Genomic DNA, 15,059 nt, shown 5'->3' with positions numbered 1-15,059 from the left:
AGAGTACAGGGCGTGTGAAGCTACCTACAGGGACGCGGTTCGCTCGGCGCGCGGCCTCCCCTACCGCCAGCGCCGCATACGCATGAACGAAGCGCGCCGCGAGCGCAACGACTGCATGCGTCGCGCACGACACTAAAACGGATCAAGAGGCGCGAGACACGCCCCGGTCGTGCCCGGCTCAATTGAGAAGATCGACATCAGGTTGATATTGGCAGGTGACGCCGGCCCGCAATGAGTACGGGCCGGCGTCGTCCGTTATTCGGCAAGAATCTCGCGGTAGACGGCCGCGTCCACGTTGCCGCCGCTGATGACGCAGCAGACGCGCCGGTCGCGGAACAACTCCGGCTCAGTGATCAGCGCGCCGACGGAGAGCGCGCCGGTCGGCTCGGCCTTCAGGTTGGCCAACCCGTACAACAGTCGCACGCCTTCGCGGATGTTCTCTTCCGGCACCTCGACGATGCGCGCCAGGCCGGCTTCTAAGATCGCCCAGTTGTGTCGGCCCACGCTGACGGTGCGTGCGCCGTCGGCGATGGTCTGCGGCTCGGCCTCGTTGGTGACGATGTGGCCCGCGCGCAACGAGCGCGCCGCGTCGTTAGCGATTGACGGTTCCGCGCCCATGACGCGCGCCGCGCTCCCCGCCTCGCGCAAGCCCTTGATGAGTCCCGAACTCAGGCCGCCGCCGCCGACCGGCGCGACCACTACGTCAAACTCGTCCGGCAGGGCGGCAAGCTCCGCGCCGAGGCTGGCGTTGCCTTCGATGACCAGCGGGTCGTCATAGGCGCTGGCGACGTAAGCGTCAGGGTTCTCCTCGGCCAGCGCCGCCACGCGCGCGGCGCGGCTGACTTCGCGCACGTCGATCAGGTCAACCGCGCCGCCGAACTCGCGCACGGCGTCCACCTTCACGCGCGCAGACGTGGCCGGCATGACGACCGTGCATGACTTGCCGAGCAGCCGGCAGGCGTAGGCCATCGCCTGCCCGAAGTTGCCCGAAGAGGCGGTGACGATCTTCTGCTGGCTCACCTTCGCGGCGAGGTTGTAGGCGGCGCGGAACTTGAAGCTGCCGGTGAATTGAAACGTCTCGCTGGCAACCGTCAACCGCACGCCGAGCCGCCGCGACAACCGCGGCGCTTCGATGAGGGTCGTCGGCCTGATGACTTCGCTCAGTGGTTTTATTGGACTCATACGGACAACTATCCAAAAAACCGCGGCGATACACAACCGAAAACTCGAAACTGAAAACTGGCCACTGACAACTGGCCACCGCGCCGTGTACAATCCCGGCGATGTTCGCAGAGGTCGCGGTTCCGGTTCACGTCAGGCAAACCTTCAGCTATCGGCTGCCGGGCGATATGGCGCAGCGCGCGCACGCCGGCTGCCGCGTCGTCGTGCCGTTCGGTAAAAAGCTGCTGACCGGCTTCATCGTCGCCCTGCACGCCGAGCCGGCCGGCGAACTCGCCGCGAGCGACATTAAAGACGTTGAAGAACTCGTGGACGAGTCGCCCATCATCTCGCCCGACATCCTGCGCCTGACGAAGTGGATGAGCGATTACTACCACGCGCCGTGGGGCGAGTGCCTGCGCACGGCGCTGCCGGCCGGCGCGACCGTCGCCACCGAACAAGTGCTGACCATCACCGAGGCCGGCCGCGCGGCGCTGGCGCAGGTGTCGGCCGGATTCAGTTGGTCTTCGTCGAAGCTGCAAGCCCTCGAACTCGTCGCCACGAACGGGCACCTCGGCTCGCGCGAGCTGGAGCGCCGCCTCTCGAAATCACACACGTCGGCCTTGATCCGTCAGCTTGAGCGCGCGGGCTTCGTGCGCGTCGCCGAGCGCGTCGGCGAGAGCCGTCTGAAGCCCAAGCTGCAAAACGCCGTCCGGCTCACCCCGCACGCCTTCCAGGGGGGCAACGGCGACGCGCCGACGCCCGCGCAGCAGCGCGTCATCGAGACGCTGGAAGAGAGCGACGAGCCGCTCGCCTTCGGCGACTTGCTCGACATGGCGGACGTGTCGGCGTCGGTCGTGCGGACGCTGGAGAAGCGCGGCCTCGTCGAAGTCTTCGCCCGCGAAGTCCGCCGCGACCCGCTCTCGCACGTCGAGCAGCAGGAGCTGAATCTCGTCACGCTCAACGCCGACCAGCAGGCGGCGCTCGACCGCATCGTCGCGCGGTTGGACGAGCGGCGCTACGCGACCTTCCTGCTGCACGGCGTCACGGGGAGCGGCAAGACCGAGATCTACATCCGCGCCATGCGCGAGGCGACCCGGCGGGGACAGGGCGCACTGATGCTGGTGCCGGAGATCGCGCTCACGCCGGTCTTCTCGCGCCGCCTGCGCGCCCTGTTCGGCGACGCCGTCGCCATCCTGCATTCGAGCTTGAGCGAGGGCGAGCGCACGGACGAGTGGCGGCGCATCAAGGACGGCGAGGCGCGCGTCGTCATCGGCACGCGCTCGGCCGTCTTCGCGCCGATTGAAAACCTCGGCGTCATCGTCGTTGACGAGGAGCACGAGACTTCCTACAAGCAGGACGAGACGCCGCGCTACCACGGGCGCGACACGGCCATCATGCGCGCCCACGACGCCAGGGCCATCGTCGTGCTCGGCTCGGCGACGCCGTCGCTCGAATCCGTTCACAACGCGACCACGGGTAAGTACGAATACATGCGGCTGGACACGCGCTATGGCAACCGCGCGCTGGCGGCGGTCGAGACGATTGACATGCGCGAAGTCTTCAAGCGGCACGGCAAGCAGGTGACGTTTTCCGACGAGATCAAGGCGGCGATGGCCGAGACGTTCGAGCGCGGCGAGCAGGTGATGGTCCTGCTGAACCGGCGCGGCTACTCGTCGTTCGCAATGTGCCGCTCGTGCGGCGACGCGATCCACTGCCCGAACTGCGACGTGACGCTGACCTACCACCGCTACAACCAGAGCCTGCAATGCCACTACTGCAACTACGTCAGGCCCGCGCCGCGCGTCTGCCCGACCTGCGACGGGCAATACATTCAATACGTCGGCGAAGGCACAGAGCAACTCGAAGCCAAGCTGCGCGAGCTGTTCCCGGATAAGTCCATCGCCCGCATTGACCGCGACACGACGCGGCGGCGCGGCAGCCTCGAACACCTGCTGATGGAGTTCGCCGCCGGCTCGATTGATCTGGTCGTCGGCACGCAGATGATCGCCAAAGGCCACGACTTCCACAACGTCACGCTGGTCGGCGTCATCTCCGTGGACGCGGGGCTGTGCCTGCCCGACTTTCGCGCCGCCGAGCGCACGTTCCAACTCTTGACGCAGGTGGCGGGGCGCGCCGGGCGCGGCGACCGGCCGGGCCGCGTGGTGATTCAGACCTACCACCCCGAACACTACTCGCTGGTCTGCGCGAAGGCGCAGGATTACGACGAGTTCTACCGGCGCGAGATCGAGTTCCGCCGCTCGATGCATTACCCGCCGTTCAACGCGCTGATCAACATCTGCGTGCATGACAAAGAGTTCGACCGGGCTAACAACACGGCGACCGACCTGGCTAAAGCGTTGCGCGAGGCGGCCGGCGATTCGATGATGCGCGTGCTGGGGCCCGCGCCCGCGCCCATCTCGCGCATCAAGGGCGAGCACCGCTTTCAGGTGTTGATCAAAGCGCGCAGCCGCGTTCGCGCCCGCGAGGCGTTGGACGCGGCGATGACGAAGATGCTGGCGCGCGGCGCGAACCCGCGCTCCATCGCCATCGAAGTTGACCCGGTCAGCCTCATGTGAGAGATGGAGCCATAGGCGGACGAGTGACGATTAATCTACAAGGAGAGTCATTATGAGATGTCAACGATGCGGCACGGAGGTTTCGCCGGACACGAAGTTCTGCACCTCTTGCGGCAGCCCGATCAGTGCGCCCGACGCGCAGGCGAATTATCCGCCGCCGCCGCCGGGCTACCCGCAAGGGCCGCCGCCGGGGTATCAACAGGGGCCACCCGGTTACCCGCCGCCGCCGCCGCCCGGTTATCAGCAAGGCCCGCCGCCGGGCTATGGCCAGGGCCAGCCGAATTATAATCAGGGCCAGCCGAACTATGGCGGCGCACCGCCCGGCTACCCTCCCGGCCAGGGCATACACATAGACGCCGACGGGCGCGGGTCCGGGCGCGGCTACCAGTACGAGATTCTGCACCAGCCGGCCTTCTCGCTGGCCGTCGTGCAGCTGCAACCCGAGCAGTCGATACAGGCCGAAGCCGGCGCGATGGTTTCGATGTCGGGCAACGTCGAGTTGCAGTCGCAGATGAAAGGCGGTTTGATGGGCGCGCTCAAGCGCGCGGTGGGCGGCGAGTCGGCCTTCGTTTCGACCTTCACGGCGCGCGGCGGCCCCGGCGAAGTGACCTTCGCGCCGGGCGCGCCCGGCGACATCGCCGCCATCGAGATGAACAATCAGATGTTCTTCGTGCAGGCGAGCTCTTACCTGGCCGGCGATGGCAGCCTCGTGGTTGATACCAAGTGGGGCGGCGCCAAATCGTTCTTCGGCGGCGAAGGGCTGTTCGTCCTTCAGGTGCGCGGCGCCGGGCTGTTGCTGGTCTCGTCGTTCGGCGCGATCCATCGCAAGACGTTAGGGCCGGGCGAGCGCTACGTCGTTGACACCGGCCATCTGGTGGCCTGGGAAGGCACCACGCAGTACACCTTGCGCAAAGCTGCCGCCGGCTGGTTCCGCAGCATGACTAGCGGCGAAGGCATCGTCGCCGAATTCATGGGGCCGGGCGAGCTGTTGATCCAGACGCGCAACCTCGCGGCCTTCGCCGGGTTGATGAAGCCCTTCTTCCCATCGCAATCGAGTGGCGGTGGCAGCGGCTTCACCTTCGGCTCCAGCTAAGAGAGTGACGAGTGACAAGTGACAAGTGACAAGAGTAGTGCGCCCTCTGAACGGTTACCGGCACGCCGCATCACAAAGTCTTGTCACTTGTCACTTGTCACTTGTCACTCAAGTGCGCGTGTCCGTGCGCTTCGTTATACTCGCATCGAGGAGGCGAGCCGTATGGACACGCGCCTGCACCGCCAGCAACTCATCCACATCCTGCAACGCGCCTATTCGGGCGAATGCGCCGCCGGTTATGCGTACCGCGGCCACTGGCGCTCTGTGCAACAAGCGACGGAGCGCCGGCGAATCCGGCAGATCGAAGGCGAAGAGTGGGCGCACCGCGAAGCCGTTGGCCGGATGCTAGAACAACTCGGCGCGTCCCCCATCAAACGCCTGGAAGCGCAACTCTGGCTCATCGGGCGCGTCATCGGCCTGAGCTGTCATTGCACGGGGAGATTCCTGCCCATGTACTTTGCGGGCCGGCTCGAACACGGCAATGTTGATGAGTATGTGCAGGCGGCTTCGCATGCAGAGGCGCTCGGCCTCACGGAATTTGCTGCCGCGCTGCGCCGCATGGCGGAGGTCGAGCGTGAGCATGAGCTTTTCTTCATGAACGCGGTCGCCGGTCATCGCCTGCTGCCGCTGATGCAGGCCGTCTTCAAGTGGGGGCTCGACGCCCAATCCACCATGCCGGCGCGAATGTCGAGCGTTTCATCCCCGGCTGATGATCAGCGCCCGATCACTTAATATCAAACTCGGACTGCATGAATGGCTTCACCCCTTCGCGCCCGGTGATGCGTAGCCAGAGCGGCCGGCCTTCGCTTCCGACATCAATTTGAAAGGCGAAAAACGGGCAGCACAAACGCTCCAGTGAGACCCACTCAGCGACCAGATTGATGTGGGCGATGTCCGCCGCCAGGCGAAAGCCATAGCCATCAGCCAGCTCGCGCACCTCTTCGACCGACTCGCGCAGCCGCGCCGTCAACTGGCGATGATGTTTTCGCTGGCCGGCATCAAGCGCCGACAGGTTGCAAAAGAAGGGCTGTTCATCTGCCGCTTTGTTTTGCGCCTTCATCTTTGCCTCTCCCCGAGTGGGCCTATACGCCTCACTAGCCTGCGCCGACGCCATGATGAGAGCGATTTGCGGCAGCGCCAAGGCGAGCGCCGCGACTTTCAGTAGCCATGTCCGTCTTTTCATGTCGGCCTCCGTTCACTCGCTGCGCGAATCGCGCGCGCCCGATTGCGCGAGCAAACACAGCGGAAACATCTCGCTGCACTGGCAGCAACCCAGCCCGTGCGCGATGGCGTCGCGCTGGGCTTTGAGCCGGTTGATTTGCGCGTCGAGCGCCGCCACCTTGGCTTCCGCCAGCCGGCGCGCTTGCCCGGTGCCGGAGCCCTGTGTGCCGCGCAGATCAATCAGCGATTTGATTTCGTTGAGCGTGAAGCCGTGCTGCTGCGCCTGTTTGACGAAGCGCACGAGCGCCACCGTGTCGGGCGTGTAATCGCGGTATCCCGACCGCTGGCGCGCGACACGCTTCAGGATGCCGCGCCGCTCGTACAGGCGCACTGCCTGCACGCTGACTCCGGCGCGCGTCGCGACTTCGCCGATTCGCATCCGCCCTCCCTTCACGCCTTCATTGATTCTGCACCCTGTACCGCAGTATAGAGTCAAGCGGCCGTCCGTGATCGCCGCGCAAGATGCCGCCGCCCGCCTATGTTATCATTGCTTCGCGAGAGACGGATTATGTTTATAGACTCACACGCGCACGTCGAGAGCGAAGACTTCGATGGCGACCGCAGCGCCATGATTGCCCGCGCCGTCGAGGCGGGAATCGAGATCATCGTCGCCGTCGGCAATGGCGATGTGGCGAAAGACTCGCACGCGGCGGCGTTTCGGATTGCTGAACAATACGACTTCATCTACACCACGGTCGGCGTCCACCCGCACGAAGCGCGCCTGCTCGACGAAGCGCTCTATGCGCGGCTTGCCGAGCTGGCCACGCACCCGAAGGTCATCGCCTGGGGCGAGATCGGCCTCGATTATCATTACGACAATTCGCCGCGCGAGGCGCAGCGCCACGCCTTCAGCCGGCAGTTGCAGATGGCCCGCTCACGCCGCTTGCCGGCGGTGATTCACACACGCGAAGCCGAAGATGATACTTTAGAGATTCTGCGGGAAGAATGGGTGGGCGCGGGTCTGCCGGGCATCATCCACTGCTTCACCGGCACACAGAGGTTTGCCGAAGCGGCGGTCGAGATGGGCTTTCTGATTTCGTTTTCCGGCGTCGTCACGTTCAAGAAGTCCGAAGACTTGCGGCAGACGGCGCGCAGCCTGCCGCTCGATAAAATCCTCATCGAAACCGACGCGCCCTTTCTCGCGCCCGTCCCTTTTCGCGGTCGGCGCAACGAGCCGGCTTATGTCGTCGAAACCGCCCGCGCCATCGGTGCGCTGCGCGGGCTGTCGGGCGAAGAGATTGGCCGCATAACCACGGCGAATTTCAAGCGGCTCTTTCAACTCGAAAGCGCCAGCCAGTAGCCTGGAGCAATTCTCGATTGCCTTGCGCTACACCTAAGAAAACCGCTTTCATTACTGCCGCGCCGATTTGCTGGCGCGCTCGCCGCGGGCTTTCGTGACCATCTCTTTGATCTCTCTCATCAGCGTCGGCCCGTGAAAGGGAATGCCGTCTTTGATCGTCCATTCGACGCCGCCCGTATGCACCGTTCGGCCATCGCGGACTTCGTCGCCGCCCGTCGCATAAAGCACCTTGAGGTTTTCAAGCGGGTTGCCATTGACGACGATCAAGTCCGCCAGAAAGCCAGCGCGCACGCGGCCCAGGCGCTCTTCTTCGCCGAGAATCTTCGCGTTGTTGCCGGTCGCGTGCTGAATCACTTTCAGCGGATGAAAGCCCGCCTCCTGATGCAGCTCAAGCTCGCGGATCAAGCCGAAGCCGTACATCTGATAGATGAAGCCGGCGTCTTCGCCGGCGCCGACCAGGCCGCCGCGCTCGGCGAACTCGCGCACGGCGCGCATCCATATCTGGTAATTTTCCTTCCAGAACGTCTCATCCGTCGAAGTCCAGCCCAGAAAGTATGAGCCGTGATTCTTCGGGTTCGGGCGGAAGAACTCTTCCAGCACCGGGTGCAGGTATTCTTGAAACCACGGCTGATTCTGCGCCCGCAGCAGGTCGCGGCTGGCTTCGTAAATGTCGAGCGTCGGGTCCCACGCGACGCCTGCCGCGATCATCGCGTCAAGCACTTTCGTCAGCCGCTCGGCGTCGGCCTCGCGCCAGAGGTGACCGGCATAGCGGAAGCGATCCACCTCGTTGTCGTAGTTGTAGCTCGCCGGAAAGTTCTGCCTGCCGCTCACAATCGCCGCGTCGGGGATGCCGTACCAGTGCTCGATGCTGGTCGTGCCGAATTTGATGTCGTCCCAGGCATTAGTTTCGGCGACCGCCGAGTGATGCGCGGTGCGCAAGCCCTGCTTGTGCGCTTCGTCGAGCATCGCCGCCATCAGGTCGCGGTCTATGGCGAAGAACTTGATGCCGTCAACGCCCATCGCTTTCAACTCGCGGACGCGTGCGCGTGCGGCTTCAGCGGTCGTCGGCGTCGGCGCGTTATTATAAACGCCGTAGATGAAAAAGCGCGGCGCGGTGATTTCGCCTTTGCGGCTCTGCTCGCGCCAGGCGAGCGACTTCTGCAAGGTGCCGCCGACTTCGCGCACCGTGGTGATGCCGTTGGCGAGCCAGAGCTTCCAGCAATACTCTACGGGCATCGGCACGCCGCCGCGCTCGTCTTGAATGTGGCCGTGCAGGTTGATCAAGCCGGGCAGGACATACTTGCCGGTCGCGTCGATCTCGGCGTCGCCCGCCGCGGGCCGCCGCGCCGTGCCTTGCATCGCCGAGATGGGATCGAAGCTGGCGATCTCGGTGATGCGGTTGCCTTCGATGACGATGTCTTTCGGCCCCGAAGCCGGCGTGCCGTTGCCGTCAACCACCATCGCATTGCGAATGACGAGGCGATTGTTACGCTTGCCGCTGCTCGGCGATTTCGTCGCTTGCGCGAATGCCGAAGCGGTCAGAAAGCAAACCAGCAACGCCGAAGTTATCCAGGCGTTATGCGGTGAGCAGTGATTCGATCTACGCATGAGCAGCCCCCTATCAATGCACGCGCTTTTCGTAGCCTTCCCAGTACTTCTCGCGCAGTTCTTTCTTGAGGATTTTCCCGGTGCCGCCTTTCGGCAGCGCCTCGAAGAACTCGACCGACTTGGGCACCTTGAAGCCCGGCAGCCTGCCGCGGCAATGCGCCACCAGCTCGTCGGCAGTCAGCGACTGGCCGGGCTTGACGACCACCAGCGCCTTCGCCACCTCGCCCCACTTCTCGTCGGGGATGGCGATGACCGCGCATTCCAGCACCGCCGGGTGAGCGTAGACTGCCGTCTCGATCTCAATCGAAGCGATGTTTTCGCCGCCCGAAATGATGATGTCTTTCTTGCGATCAACGATCAAGACGTAACCCTCTTCGTCAATCACCGCCATGTCGCCCGTGTGGAACCAGCCGCCGCGCATGACATTGGCGGTATCTTCGGGCTGCTTCCAGTAACCGGCCATGACGTTGTCTGCGCGGACGACGACTTCGCCGACGCTCGTGCCATCGTGCGCGACGGGTTGATCGTTGCCATCGAAAATGTCGAGGGTGACGCCGGGCATCGGATAACCGGCCATCGCCTGGCGGCGGTAGCGTTCGTCTTCAGAGATGTCGTTCAGGTGTTCTTTGATGTACGAGAAAGTCAGCACAGGCGTTGTCTCCGTCAGGCCATAGCCGCCGTAGGCGCGAAAGCCGAGCTTCTCTTCGATGCTGCGCATCAGGCCGGCGTGCGAGGCGGCGCCGCCGATGCCGACGAACTCGACGCTCGACAGGTCGTAATCGGCAACCTTCGGGTGATTGAGCAGCGCCACCGCCATCGTCGGCACCATCGAGAAGTGTGTAACGCGCTCGCGCTGGATGATGTCGAGCACTTCGGTCGGATCGAACTTACGGACGATGACATGGCGCGCGCCGCCGCCGGTGATCGTGTGCGGCGTGCCCCAGCCATTGACATGGAAGAGCGGGATGGTGTGAAGCTGGACGTTGATGTCTTTGATCGCCGAGCCGGCCATCACCTGCAAGGCGTGCAGGTATAAATTCCTGTGCGTCATCATCACGCCCTTCGGATTCGCAGTAGTTCCCGATGTGTAGAACAACTCGGCGAGGTCGTCGTCTTTGATGTCCGTTGGCGGCGTGAAATCGGCTTCGGCAGCCGAAAGTAAGTCTTCGTAATATGCATCACCAGTTCCCTGCTCAAGCGCAACGTAATGCTTCACGCCCGGCACATGCGGACGTAATGCCTCGACCAGCGGCGCAAAGTCGCGGTTATAAAAGAGCGCCACGGTTTCGGCGTCATTCAGGATAAACGTCAGCTCTTGCGGCGTCAGTCGAATGTTGAGCGGCAGCAGCACCGCGCCCACCTGGACGACGCCATAATAGGCTTCGAGCAGCTCGTGGCTGTTGTAGCCGAGCCACGCGACGCACTGGCCGCGACGGATGCCGAGCTGGCCGAGCGCGTTCGACAACCGGTCGCAGCGCTCGGCGTATTGGCCATAAGTCAACCGCACGTCGCCGTCAACGATGCCGACCTTGTTGGCGAATAGCTGGCGGGCGCGCTCAAGAAAACGGGTAGGGGTTAAGGTCAGGTTCATCTGTTTCGGTCTCCCTATCTGATTAAGAATGATGGCTCACGGTTCAGCCGACGCGCCGCTCGCGGCCCTGCCAGTAGCGTTCGCGCAACTGCTTCTTCAATATCTTGCCGGTGCCGCCTTTCGGCAGCTCGCCTTCGATGATTTCAATTGAGCGCGGCACTTTGTAACTGGCCAGTCGCTGGCGGCAGAATTCGATCAACGCATCGGCGCTGATGTCGTGATTGTCTTTCAAAGCGACGCAGGCATGGACGGCCTCGCCCCACTGCGCGTCGGGCACACCGATCACCGCCGCTTCCTTCACCGCCGGGTGAGCGTACAGCGCCGCCTCGATCTCTGTCGAAAAGACGTTCTCGCCGCCGGTGATGATCATGTCTTTCTTGCGGTCAACGAGGTAGAGATAACCTTCCTCGTCAACCGTCGCCAGATCGCCGGTGTACAGCCAGCCGTCAATGACGGTGTTTGCCGTGTCGGCATCGCGCCGCCAGTAGCCGCGCATGATGTTCGGGCCGCGGGCGATGATCTCGCCGACTTCGCCCGGCTTTACGTCTCTGCCGTCTACCTTCACGACGCGCACCTCGACGCCCGCGACCGGTTTGCCGCACGAGGCGAGCAAGCGCTCGTCTCCCTGGATGGCGCGGCGGTGATCGTCGGCGCTCAACACGGTTAAGAGCGGCGCGGCTTCCGTCAGGCCATAGCCCTGGCCAAAGTCGCAACCGAAAGCGCGCATCGCTCGCCTTAACACCTCTGGGGCAATCGGCGACGCGCCATAGGTGACGTAGCGCAGCGACGATAGATCGTAATCCGCAAGGTCCGGCACTTGCAGCACGAAGTTAATCATCGTCGGCACCAGCAAGGCGTGCGTGACGCGCTCGCGCTCGATGGCCGTCAGCGTCGCGACGGGCTCGAAGCGCGGGATGAAGACCTGCGTCGAGCCGCGATTGGCGTTCGAGAAGGTTGCCGCGCCGTCGGCCAGGTGAAACATCGGCGCGCTGTGCAGGTAGATTTCTTCGGAGCTGTAGCTGGCCGAAGCTTCGATGTGCCGGACGTTGGCGATGACATTGGCGTGTGTCAGCATCACGCCTTTCGGCTCTCCCGTCGTCCCCGAAGTGTAGAACAGACCGAGCAGCTCGTCGCCCGCAAGCGGCGCCACCGGATAATCGGGCGACGCGTCGGCCAGCAGCGCTTCATAACTCAAATACTCACGCCGAGGCGTGTCGCTGATTGAGATGAAATGTTCGACCGATTCAAGCCGCGGGCGAATCTGATCAACCAGCGGCGTTAGCGCCTCGTCAACCGCAAGCGCCCGCGCCCCGGAATGGTCGAGAATGTATTTGACCTCGGCGGGCGGGATGCGAAAGTTGATGGGCACGATCACCGCCCCCATCTGCGGCACCGCGTAATAGAGCTCGAAGAAGCGGTGGCAGTTGAGCGCCAGCACCGCAACGCGGTCGCCGCCCGTCATGCCAAGCTCGGCCAGCGCGTTCGACAGGCAGTTGACGCGCTCGGCGGTCTGCCCGAACGTCAGGCGCGTGTGGCCGCAGATGGCGGCGAGTTTTTCGGGATTAGAGGCCGCAATCTGGCGCAGCCCTTCGACGATGTTCATCTCGCGCTCTCTAACGGTTGTCGCCACTTCGCGCGGCGCATCTGTGAGCTCTGCTGTCGGGTGTGACAACCGCCGAATGTCTCAAGGTGCGGGTACAATCGCACACCCGCCGAGGTATTGTAAAGGCTGGCGGCGTATGCGACGATGCGTGAGACAAGTTTTTGCAAATGGCTCAACTTTTTTGCGTCGCACCTCGTAAGCCCTGATGGCCTGCGCCCCGATTGACCCAAACCCGGCTGCCGGTTATAACGGTTGTGAATGTTATGGCGACGACTTCCGCCCCAGTGACGAACGCCGGTCAAAGCGCCGTCGGCGACGCGCGCCAGGGCCATGCCCGCTTCTTTGATTATGTCGGCGTGGCGCTTGATTCGCTGCGCGCCAACAAGCTGCGCTCGTTCCTGACCCTGCTCGGCATCACCATCGGCATCAGCTCGATCATCGCCGTCATCTCGCTGATTCAGGGCATGGATATTTACTGGAAGACCAAGATATCCAACTTCGGGCCGAACACCTTCGTCATCACGCAGTACCCGATCATTACCGACTTCGACAAGCTGATCGAAGCCATCCGCCGCAACCCGGAAGTCCATGCCGCGGACGCCGAGCGCTTGCGCCGCGCCTGCACGGCCTGCGAAGCCATCGGCGTCGAAACCCACCGCGAAGTTCGCGTCCATTATGGCAAGCAGTCGCTCGACACCATTGACCTCGGCGGCATGACGCCGAACATCTTTGACATCGAAGGCAAGAAGGTGGATGCCGGGCGCAACTTCGTCGAATGGGAAGACGAGCATTCGCGCCCCGTCACGGTGATCGGCGCAGACATCGCCGACAAGCTCTTTCCCGGCCTCGACCCCATCGGCAAAGAGGTACAGATAGACGACAAGTGGTACACGGTCGTCGGCATTGGCGAGCGGCGCGGCTCGGTCTTTGGCTTCTCGCAGGACAATTACGTCAAGGTGCCGCTTTCGACTTATCAGAAAAACTATGGGGCGCGGCGCACGGTGAATATTTCGATCAAGGCGCGCGAAGGCGAGATGCAGGAGGCCGAAGACCAGGTGCGGCTCCAGATGCGGACGCTGCACAAGCTCAATTATCATGAAGACGACGACTTCGGCGTCATCACCGCCGAGGGGGTCAATCAGTTGTTCGCCATGCTGACGACGAACATCTTTCTGGTGTCGCTGTTCGTGGTCGGCATTTCGCTGGTCGTCGGCGGCATCGTCATCATGAACATCATGCTGGTTTCGGTCGTCGAGCGCACCAAGGAGATCGGCATTCGCAAGGCGGTCGGCGCGCGGCAGCAGGACGTGGTCAACCAGTTTCTGGTTGAATCGGTCGTCTTGTGCTGCGCGGGGGGCCTGGCGGGCGTGCTGATCGCGGCGGCCATCTCGTGGCTGATGGCAACCTACACGCCGCTGCCGAGCGCCTTCCCGCTGTGGGCGCCGCTCGTGGCCTTTGCGCTCTGCACGCTGATCGGCGTCTTCTTCGGCATCTACCCGGCCCGCCGCGCCGGGCGCTTAGACCCGATTGAGGCGCTTCGTTCCGAATGAAAATAGGTGTTGGGTGTCGGGCGTTAGGGAGAGGTAGAATCCCGCGCCCCGCTCCAGTACCCAACACCCAACACCGGCTATGAATTTTTCGAGCATCAAAGAGAACACGCAACTGGCGATGGAGACGCTGTCGGCGCACAAGTTCCGCGCCGCGCTGACCATCCTCGGCGTCTTCATCGGCGTGCTGGTGATTGTGGCGATGGCGGCGGTGCTGAACGGCTTTCGCCAGTCGGTGCTGGATCAGGCCGAGAGCTTCGGCACGCGCAACGTCTACATCTGGCGCTACCCGTTCATTATGACCAGCCGCCCGCCTGCCGAAGTTCTCAACCGCAAGCCGCTGACGCTCGACGACGCGCAGGCCATCGGTGACGAAGTGGCGGCGGTCGAGCATGTTTACGCCGGCCTGATCTACGGCCTGCCGATGCCCGGCGAAGTGCCGCCGCTGCCGCCCGAATCGCGCTATAAAGATCACGTCACCCGCCGCACGCGCTTGGTCGGCAACTTCCCGGTCGCCGAATTGGTCATGAACGTTCCGGTCGACGAGGGCCGCTATTTCACCGACTCTGAGAACGAGCATCGCGCGTATGTCTGTGTGCTGGCTTTCAACATGGTCGAAGCGCTCTTTCCCGGCGAAGACCCCATCGGCAAAACGATCAACGTCGGCGGCCAGGAGTTCACCGTCGTCGGCACCGTCAAGAAGCAGAAGGCCGGCCCGTTCGGCTCCGAGAACCAGGAAGACAACGACGTCTTTGTGCCCTATCACACCTTCCACAAGATGTACCCGACCGTTGACGATCACTTCATCATCGTCCGCATGCGCGAAGGGCGAATGCAGGAAGGCATACGAGGCATCGAGCAGGTGTTGCGCCGCCGCCGCAACGTGTCGCTCGCGCAGGAGAACAACTTCGAGGTCGGCACGCCCGAATCGTTCATCTCAACTTTTGACGACATCGTGCGGCTGGTTTTTGTCGTGATGATCATCATGTCTATGGTGGCGTTCATCGTTGGCGGCGTCGGCGTGATGAACATCATGCTGGTGGCGGTGACCGAGCGCACCCGAGAGATCGGCATCCGCAAAGCGGTCGGCGCTAAGCGCGCGGACATCATCTGGCAATTTTTGACCGAGGCCGTGACGCTGACAGGGATCGGCGGGCTGGCCGGCCTGTTGATCGGCTGGGGCTTTGCGAAGCTGGTGACGCTGCTGGTGCCGGCGCTCTACATGGTGATTCCGCTGTGGGCGGCGGCCTTCGGTTTCTTCGGCTCGGTGACGGTCGGCCTGGTCTTCGGCCTGTGGCCGGCGATGAAAGCGGCGCGCCTCGACCCCATCACCGCGCTGCGGCATGAGTGAGTGGAACG

General features: G+C 63.5%; 12 protein-coding genes. 6 read left to right on the top strand and 6 right to left on the bottom strand.

What is annotated here, in order from left to right:
- Positions 1–255: 255 nt before the first annotated feature.
- Positions 256–1,182 (bottom strand): threonine/serine dehydratase, encoded by a 927-nt coding sequence (locus VJ464_05640; protein HKQ04592.1) that lies wholly within the window; start codon positions 1,180–1,182, stop codon positions 256–258.
- A 101-nt stretch (positions 1,183–1,283) separates the two neighbouring features.
- On the opposite strand from VJ464_05640, the gene priA reads away from it, so the two are divergent.
- The 3 genes from priA to VJ464_05625 all read left to right on the top strand — a co-directional run bounded on the left by priA (position 1,284) and on the right by VJ464_05625 (position 5,562).
- A complete protein-coding gene (gene priA / locus VJ464_05635; GenBank protein ID HKQ04591.1) occupies positions 1,284–3,737 on the top strand; it encodes a primosomal protein N' in 2,454 nt (817 codons plus the stop codon).
- A gap of 52 nt (positions 3,738–3,789) precedes the next feature.
- A complete protein-coding gene (locus VJ464_05630; protein ID HKQ04590.1) occupies positions 3,790–4,830 on the top strand; it encodes a TIGR00266 family protein in 1,041 nt (346 codons plus the stop codon).
- A 162-nt stretch (positions 4,831–4,992) separates the two neighbouring features.
- Positions 4,993–5,562, top strand: a complete 570-nt coding sequence (locus tag VJ464_05625; GenBank protein ID HKQ04589.1) for a ferritin-like domain-containing protein — start codon at positions 4,993–4,995, stop codon at positions 5,560–5,562.
- Here the strand turns inward: VJ464_05625 and VJ464_05620 are convergent.
- On the bottom strand, positions 5,555–5,890 hold the full coding sequence (locus VJ464_05620) for a hypothetical protein (GenBank protein ID HKQ04588.1): 336 nt from the start codon (positions 5,888–5,890) through the stop codon (positions 5,555–5,557). The genes VJ464_05625 and VJ464_05620 overlap by 8 nt on opposite strands.
- Positions 5,891–6,025: 135 nt before the next feature.
- Entirely contained in the window at positions 6,026–6,430 is a 405-nt protein-coding gene (locus VJ464_05615; protein HKQ04587.1) for a MerR family transcriptional regulator, read from the bottom strand.
- Positions 6,431–6,559: 129 nt separating this feature from the next.
- Between VJ464_05615 and VJ464_05610 the strand changes: the two genes are divergently transcribed.
- Positions 6,560–7,351, top strand: a complete 792-nt coding sequence (locus tag VJ464_05610; GenBank protein HKQ04586.1) for a TatD family hydrolase — start codon at positions 6,560–6,562, stop codon at positions 7,349–7,351.
- Between the two features lie 51 nt (positions 7,352–7,402).
- Here VJ464_05610 and VJ464_05605 read toward each other — a convergent pair whose 3' ends face one another.
- Genes VJ464_05605 through VJ464_05595 form a run of 3 tightly spaced genes read right to left on the bottom strand, consistent with a single transcriptional unit; the run spans position 7,403 to position 12,222 of the window.
- Positions 7,403–8,959, bottom strand: a complete 1,557-nt coding sequence (locus VJ464_05605) for an amidohydrolase family protein (protein ID HKQ04585.1) — start codon at positions 8,957–8,959, stop codon at positions 7,403–7,405.
- 13 nt (positions 8,960–8,972) lie between these two features.
- Positions 8,973–10,550: a long-chain-fatty-acid--CoA ligase gene (locus tag VJ464_05600; GenBank protein ID HKQ04584.1), complete on the bottom strand. Its 1,578-nt coding sequence runs from the start codon at positions 10,548–10,550 to the stop codon at positions 8,973–8,975.
- Positions 10,551–10,593: 43 nt separating this feature from the next.
- Entirely contained in the window at positions 10,594–12,222 is a 1,629-nt protein-coding gene (locus VJ464_05595) for a long-chain-fatty-acid--CoA ligase (GenBank protein HKQ04583.1), read from the bottom strand.
- A gap of 194 nt (positions 12,223–12,416) precedes the next feature.
- On the opposite strand from VJ464_05595, the gene VJ464_05590 reads away from it, so the two are divergent.
- Positions 12,417–13,703 carry an ABC transporter permease gene (locus VJ464_05590; protein ID HKQ04582.1) on the top strand — a complete coding sequence of 429 codons (1,287 nt, stop codon included), beginning with the start codon at positions 12,417–12,419 and terminating at the stop codon, positions 13,701–13,703.
- 79 nt (positions 13,704–13,782) lie between these two features.
- Entirely contained in the window at positions 13,783–15,051 is a 1,269-nt protein-coding gene (locus VJ464_05585; GenBank protein ID HKQ04581.1) for an ABC transporter permease, read from the top strand.
- Positions 15,052–15,059 lie beyond the last annotated feature (8 nt).

Source organism: Blastocatellia bacterium, assembly GCA_035275065.1.
Taxonomy (GTDB): domain Bacteria; phylum Acidobacteriota; class Blastocatellia; order UBA7656; family UBA7656; genus DATENM01.
The sequence above is the reverse complement of the archived record's forward strand: the minus strand, read 5'-3'. Positions and strand labels throughout refer to the sequence as shown.

Excerpts from the sequence above, each read along its gene's own strand:
- priA (HKQ04591.1), top strand. The coding sequence starts at position 1,284 with ATGTTCGCAGAGGTCGCGGTTCCGGTTCACGTCAGGCAAACCTTCAGC.
- VJ464_05640 (HKQ04592.1), bottom strand. The coding sequence starts at position 1,182 with ATGAGTCCAATAAAACCACTGAGCGAAGTCATCAGGCCGACGACCCTC.
- VJ464_05630 (HKQ04590.1), top strand. The coding sequence starts at position 3,790 with ATGAGATGTCAACGATGCGGCACGGAGGTTTCGCCGGACACGAAGTTC.
- VJ464_05585 (HKQ04581.1), top strand. The coding sequence starts at position 13,783 with ATGAATTTTTCGAGCATCAAAGAGAACACGCAACTGGCGATGGAGACG.
- VJ464_05605 (HKQ04585.1), bottom strand. The coding sequence starts at position 8,959 with ATGCGTAGATCGAATCACTGCTCACCGCATAACGCCTGGATAACTTCG.
- VJ464_05610 (HKQ04586.1), top strand. The coding sequence starts at position 6,560 with ATGTTTATAGACTCACACGCGCACGTCGAGAGCGAAGACTTCGATGGC.
- VJ464_05625 (HKQ04589.1), top strand. The coding sequence starts at position 4,993 with ATGGACACGCGCCTGCACCGCCAGCAACTCATCCACATCCTGCAACGC.
- VJ464_05600 (HKQ04584.1), bottom strand. The coding sequence starts at position 10,550 with ATGAACCTGACCTTAACCCCTACCCGTTTTCTTGAGCGCGCCCGCCAG.
- VJ464_05615 (HKQ04587.1), bottom strand. The coding sequence starts at position 6,430 with ATGCGAATCGGCGAAGTCGCGACGCGCGCCGGAGTCAGCGTGCAGGCA.
- VJ464_05620 (HKQ04588.1), bottom strand. The coding sequence starts at position 5,890 with ATGAAGGCGCAAAACAAAGCGGCAGATGAACAGCCCTTCTTTTGCAAC.
- VJ464_05590 (HKQ04582.1), top strand. The coding sequence starts at position 12,417 with ATGGCGACGACTTCCGCCCCAGTGACGAACGCCGGTCAAAGCGCCGTC.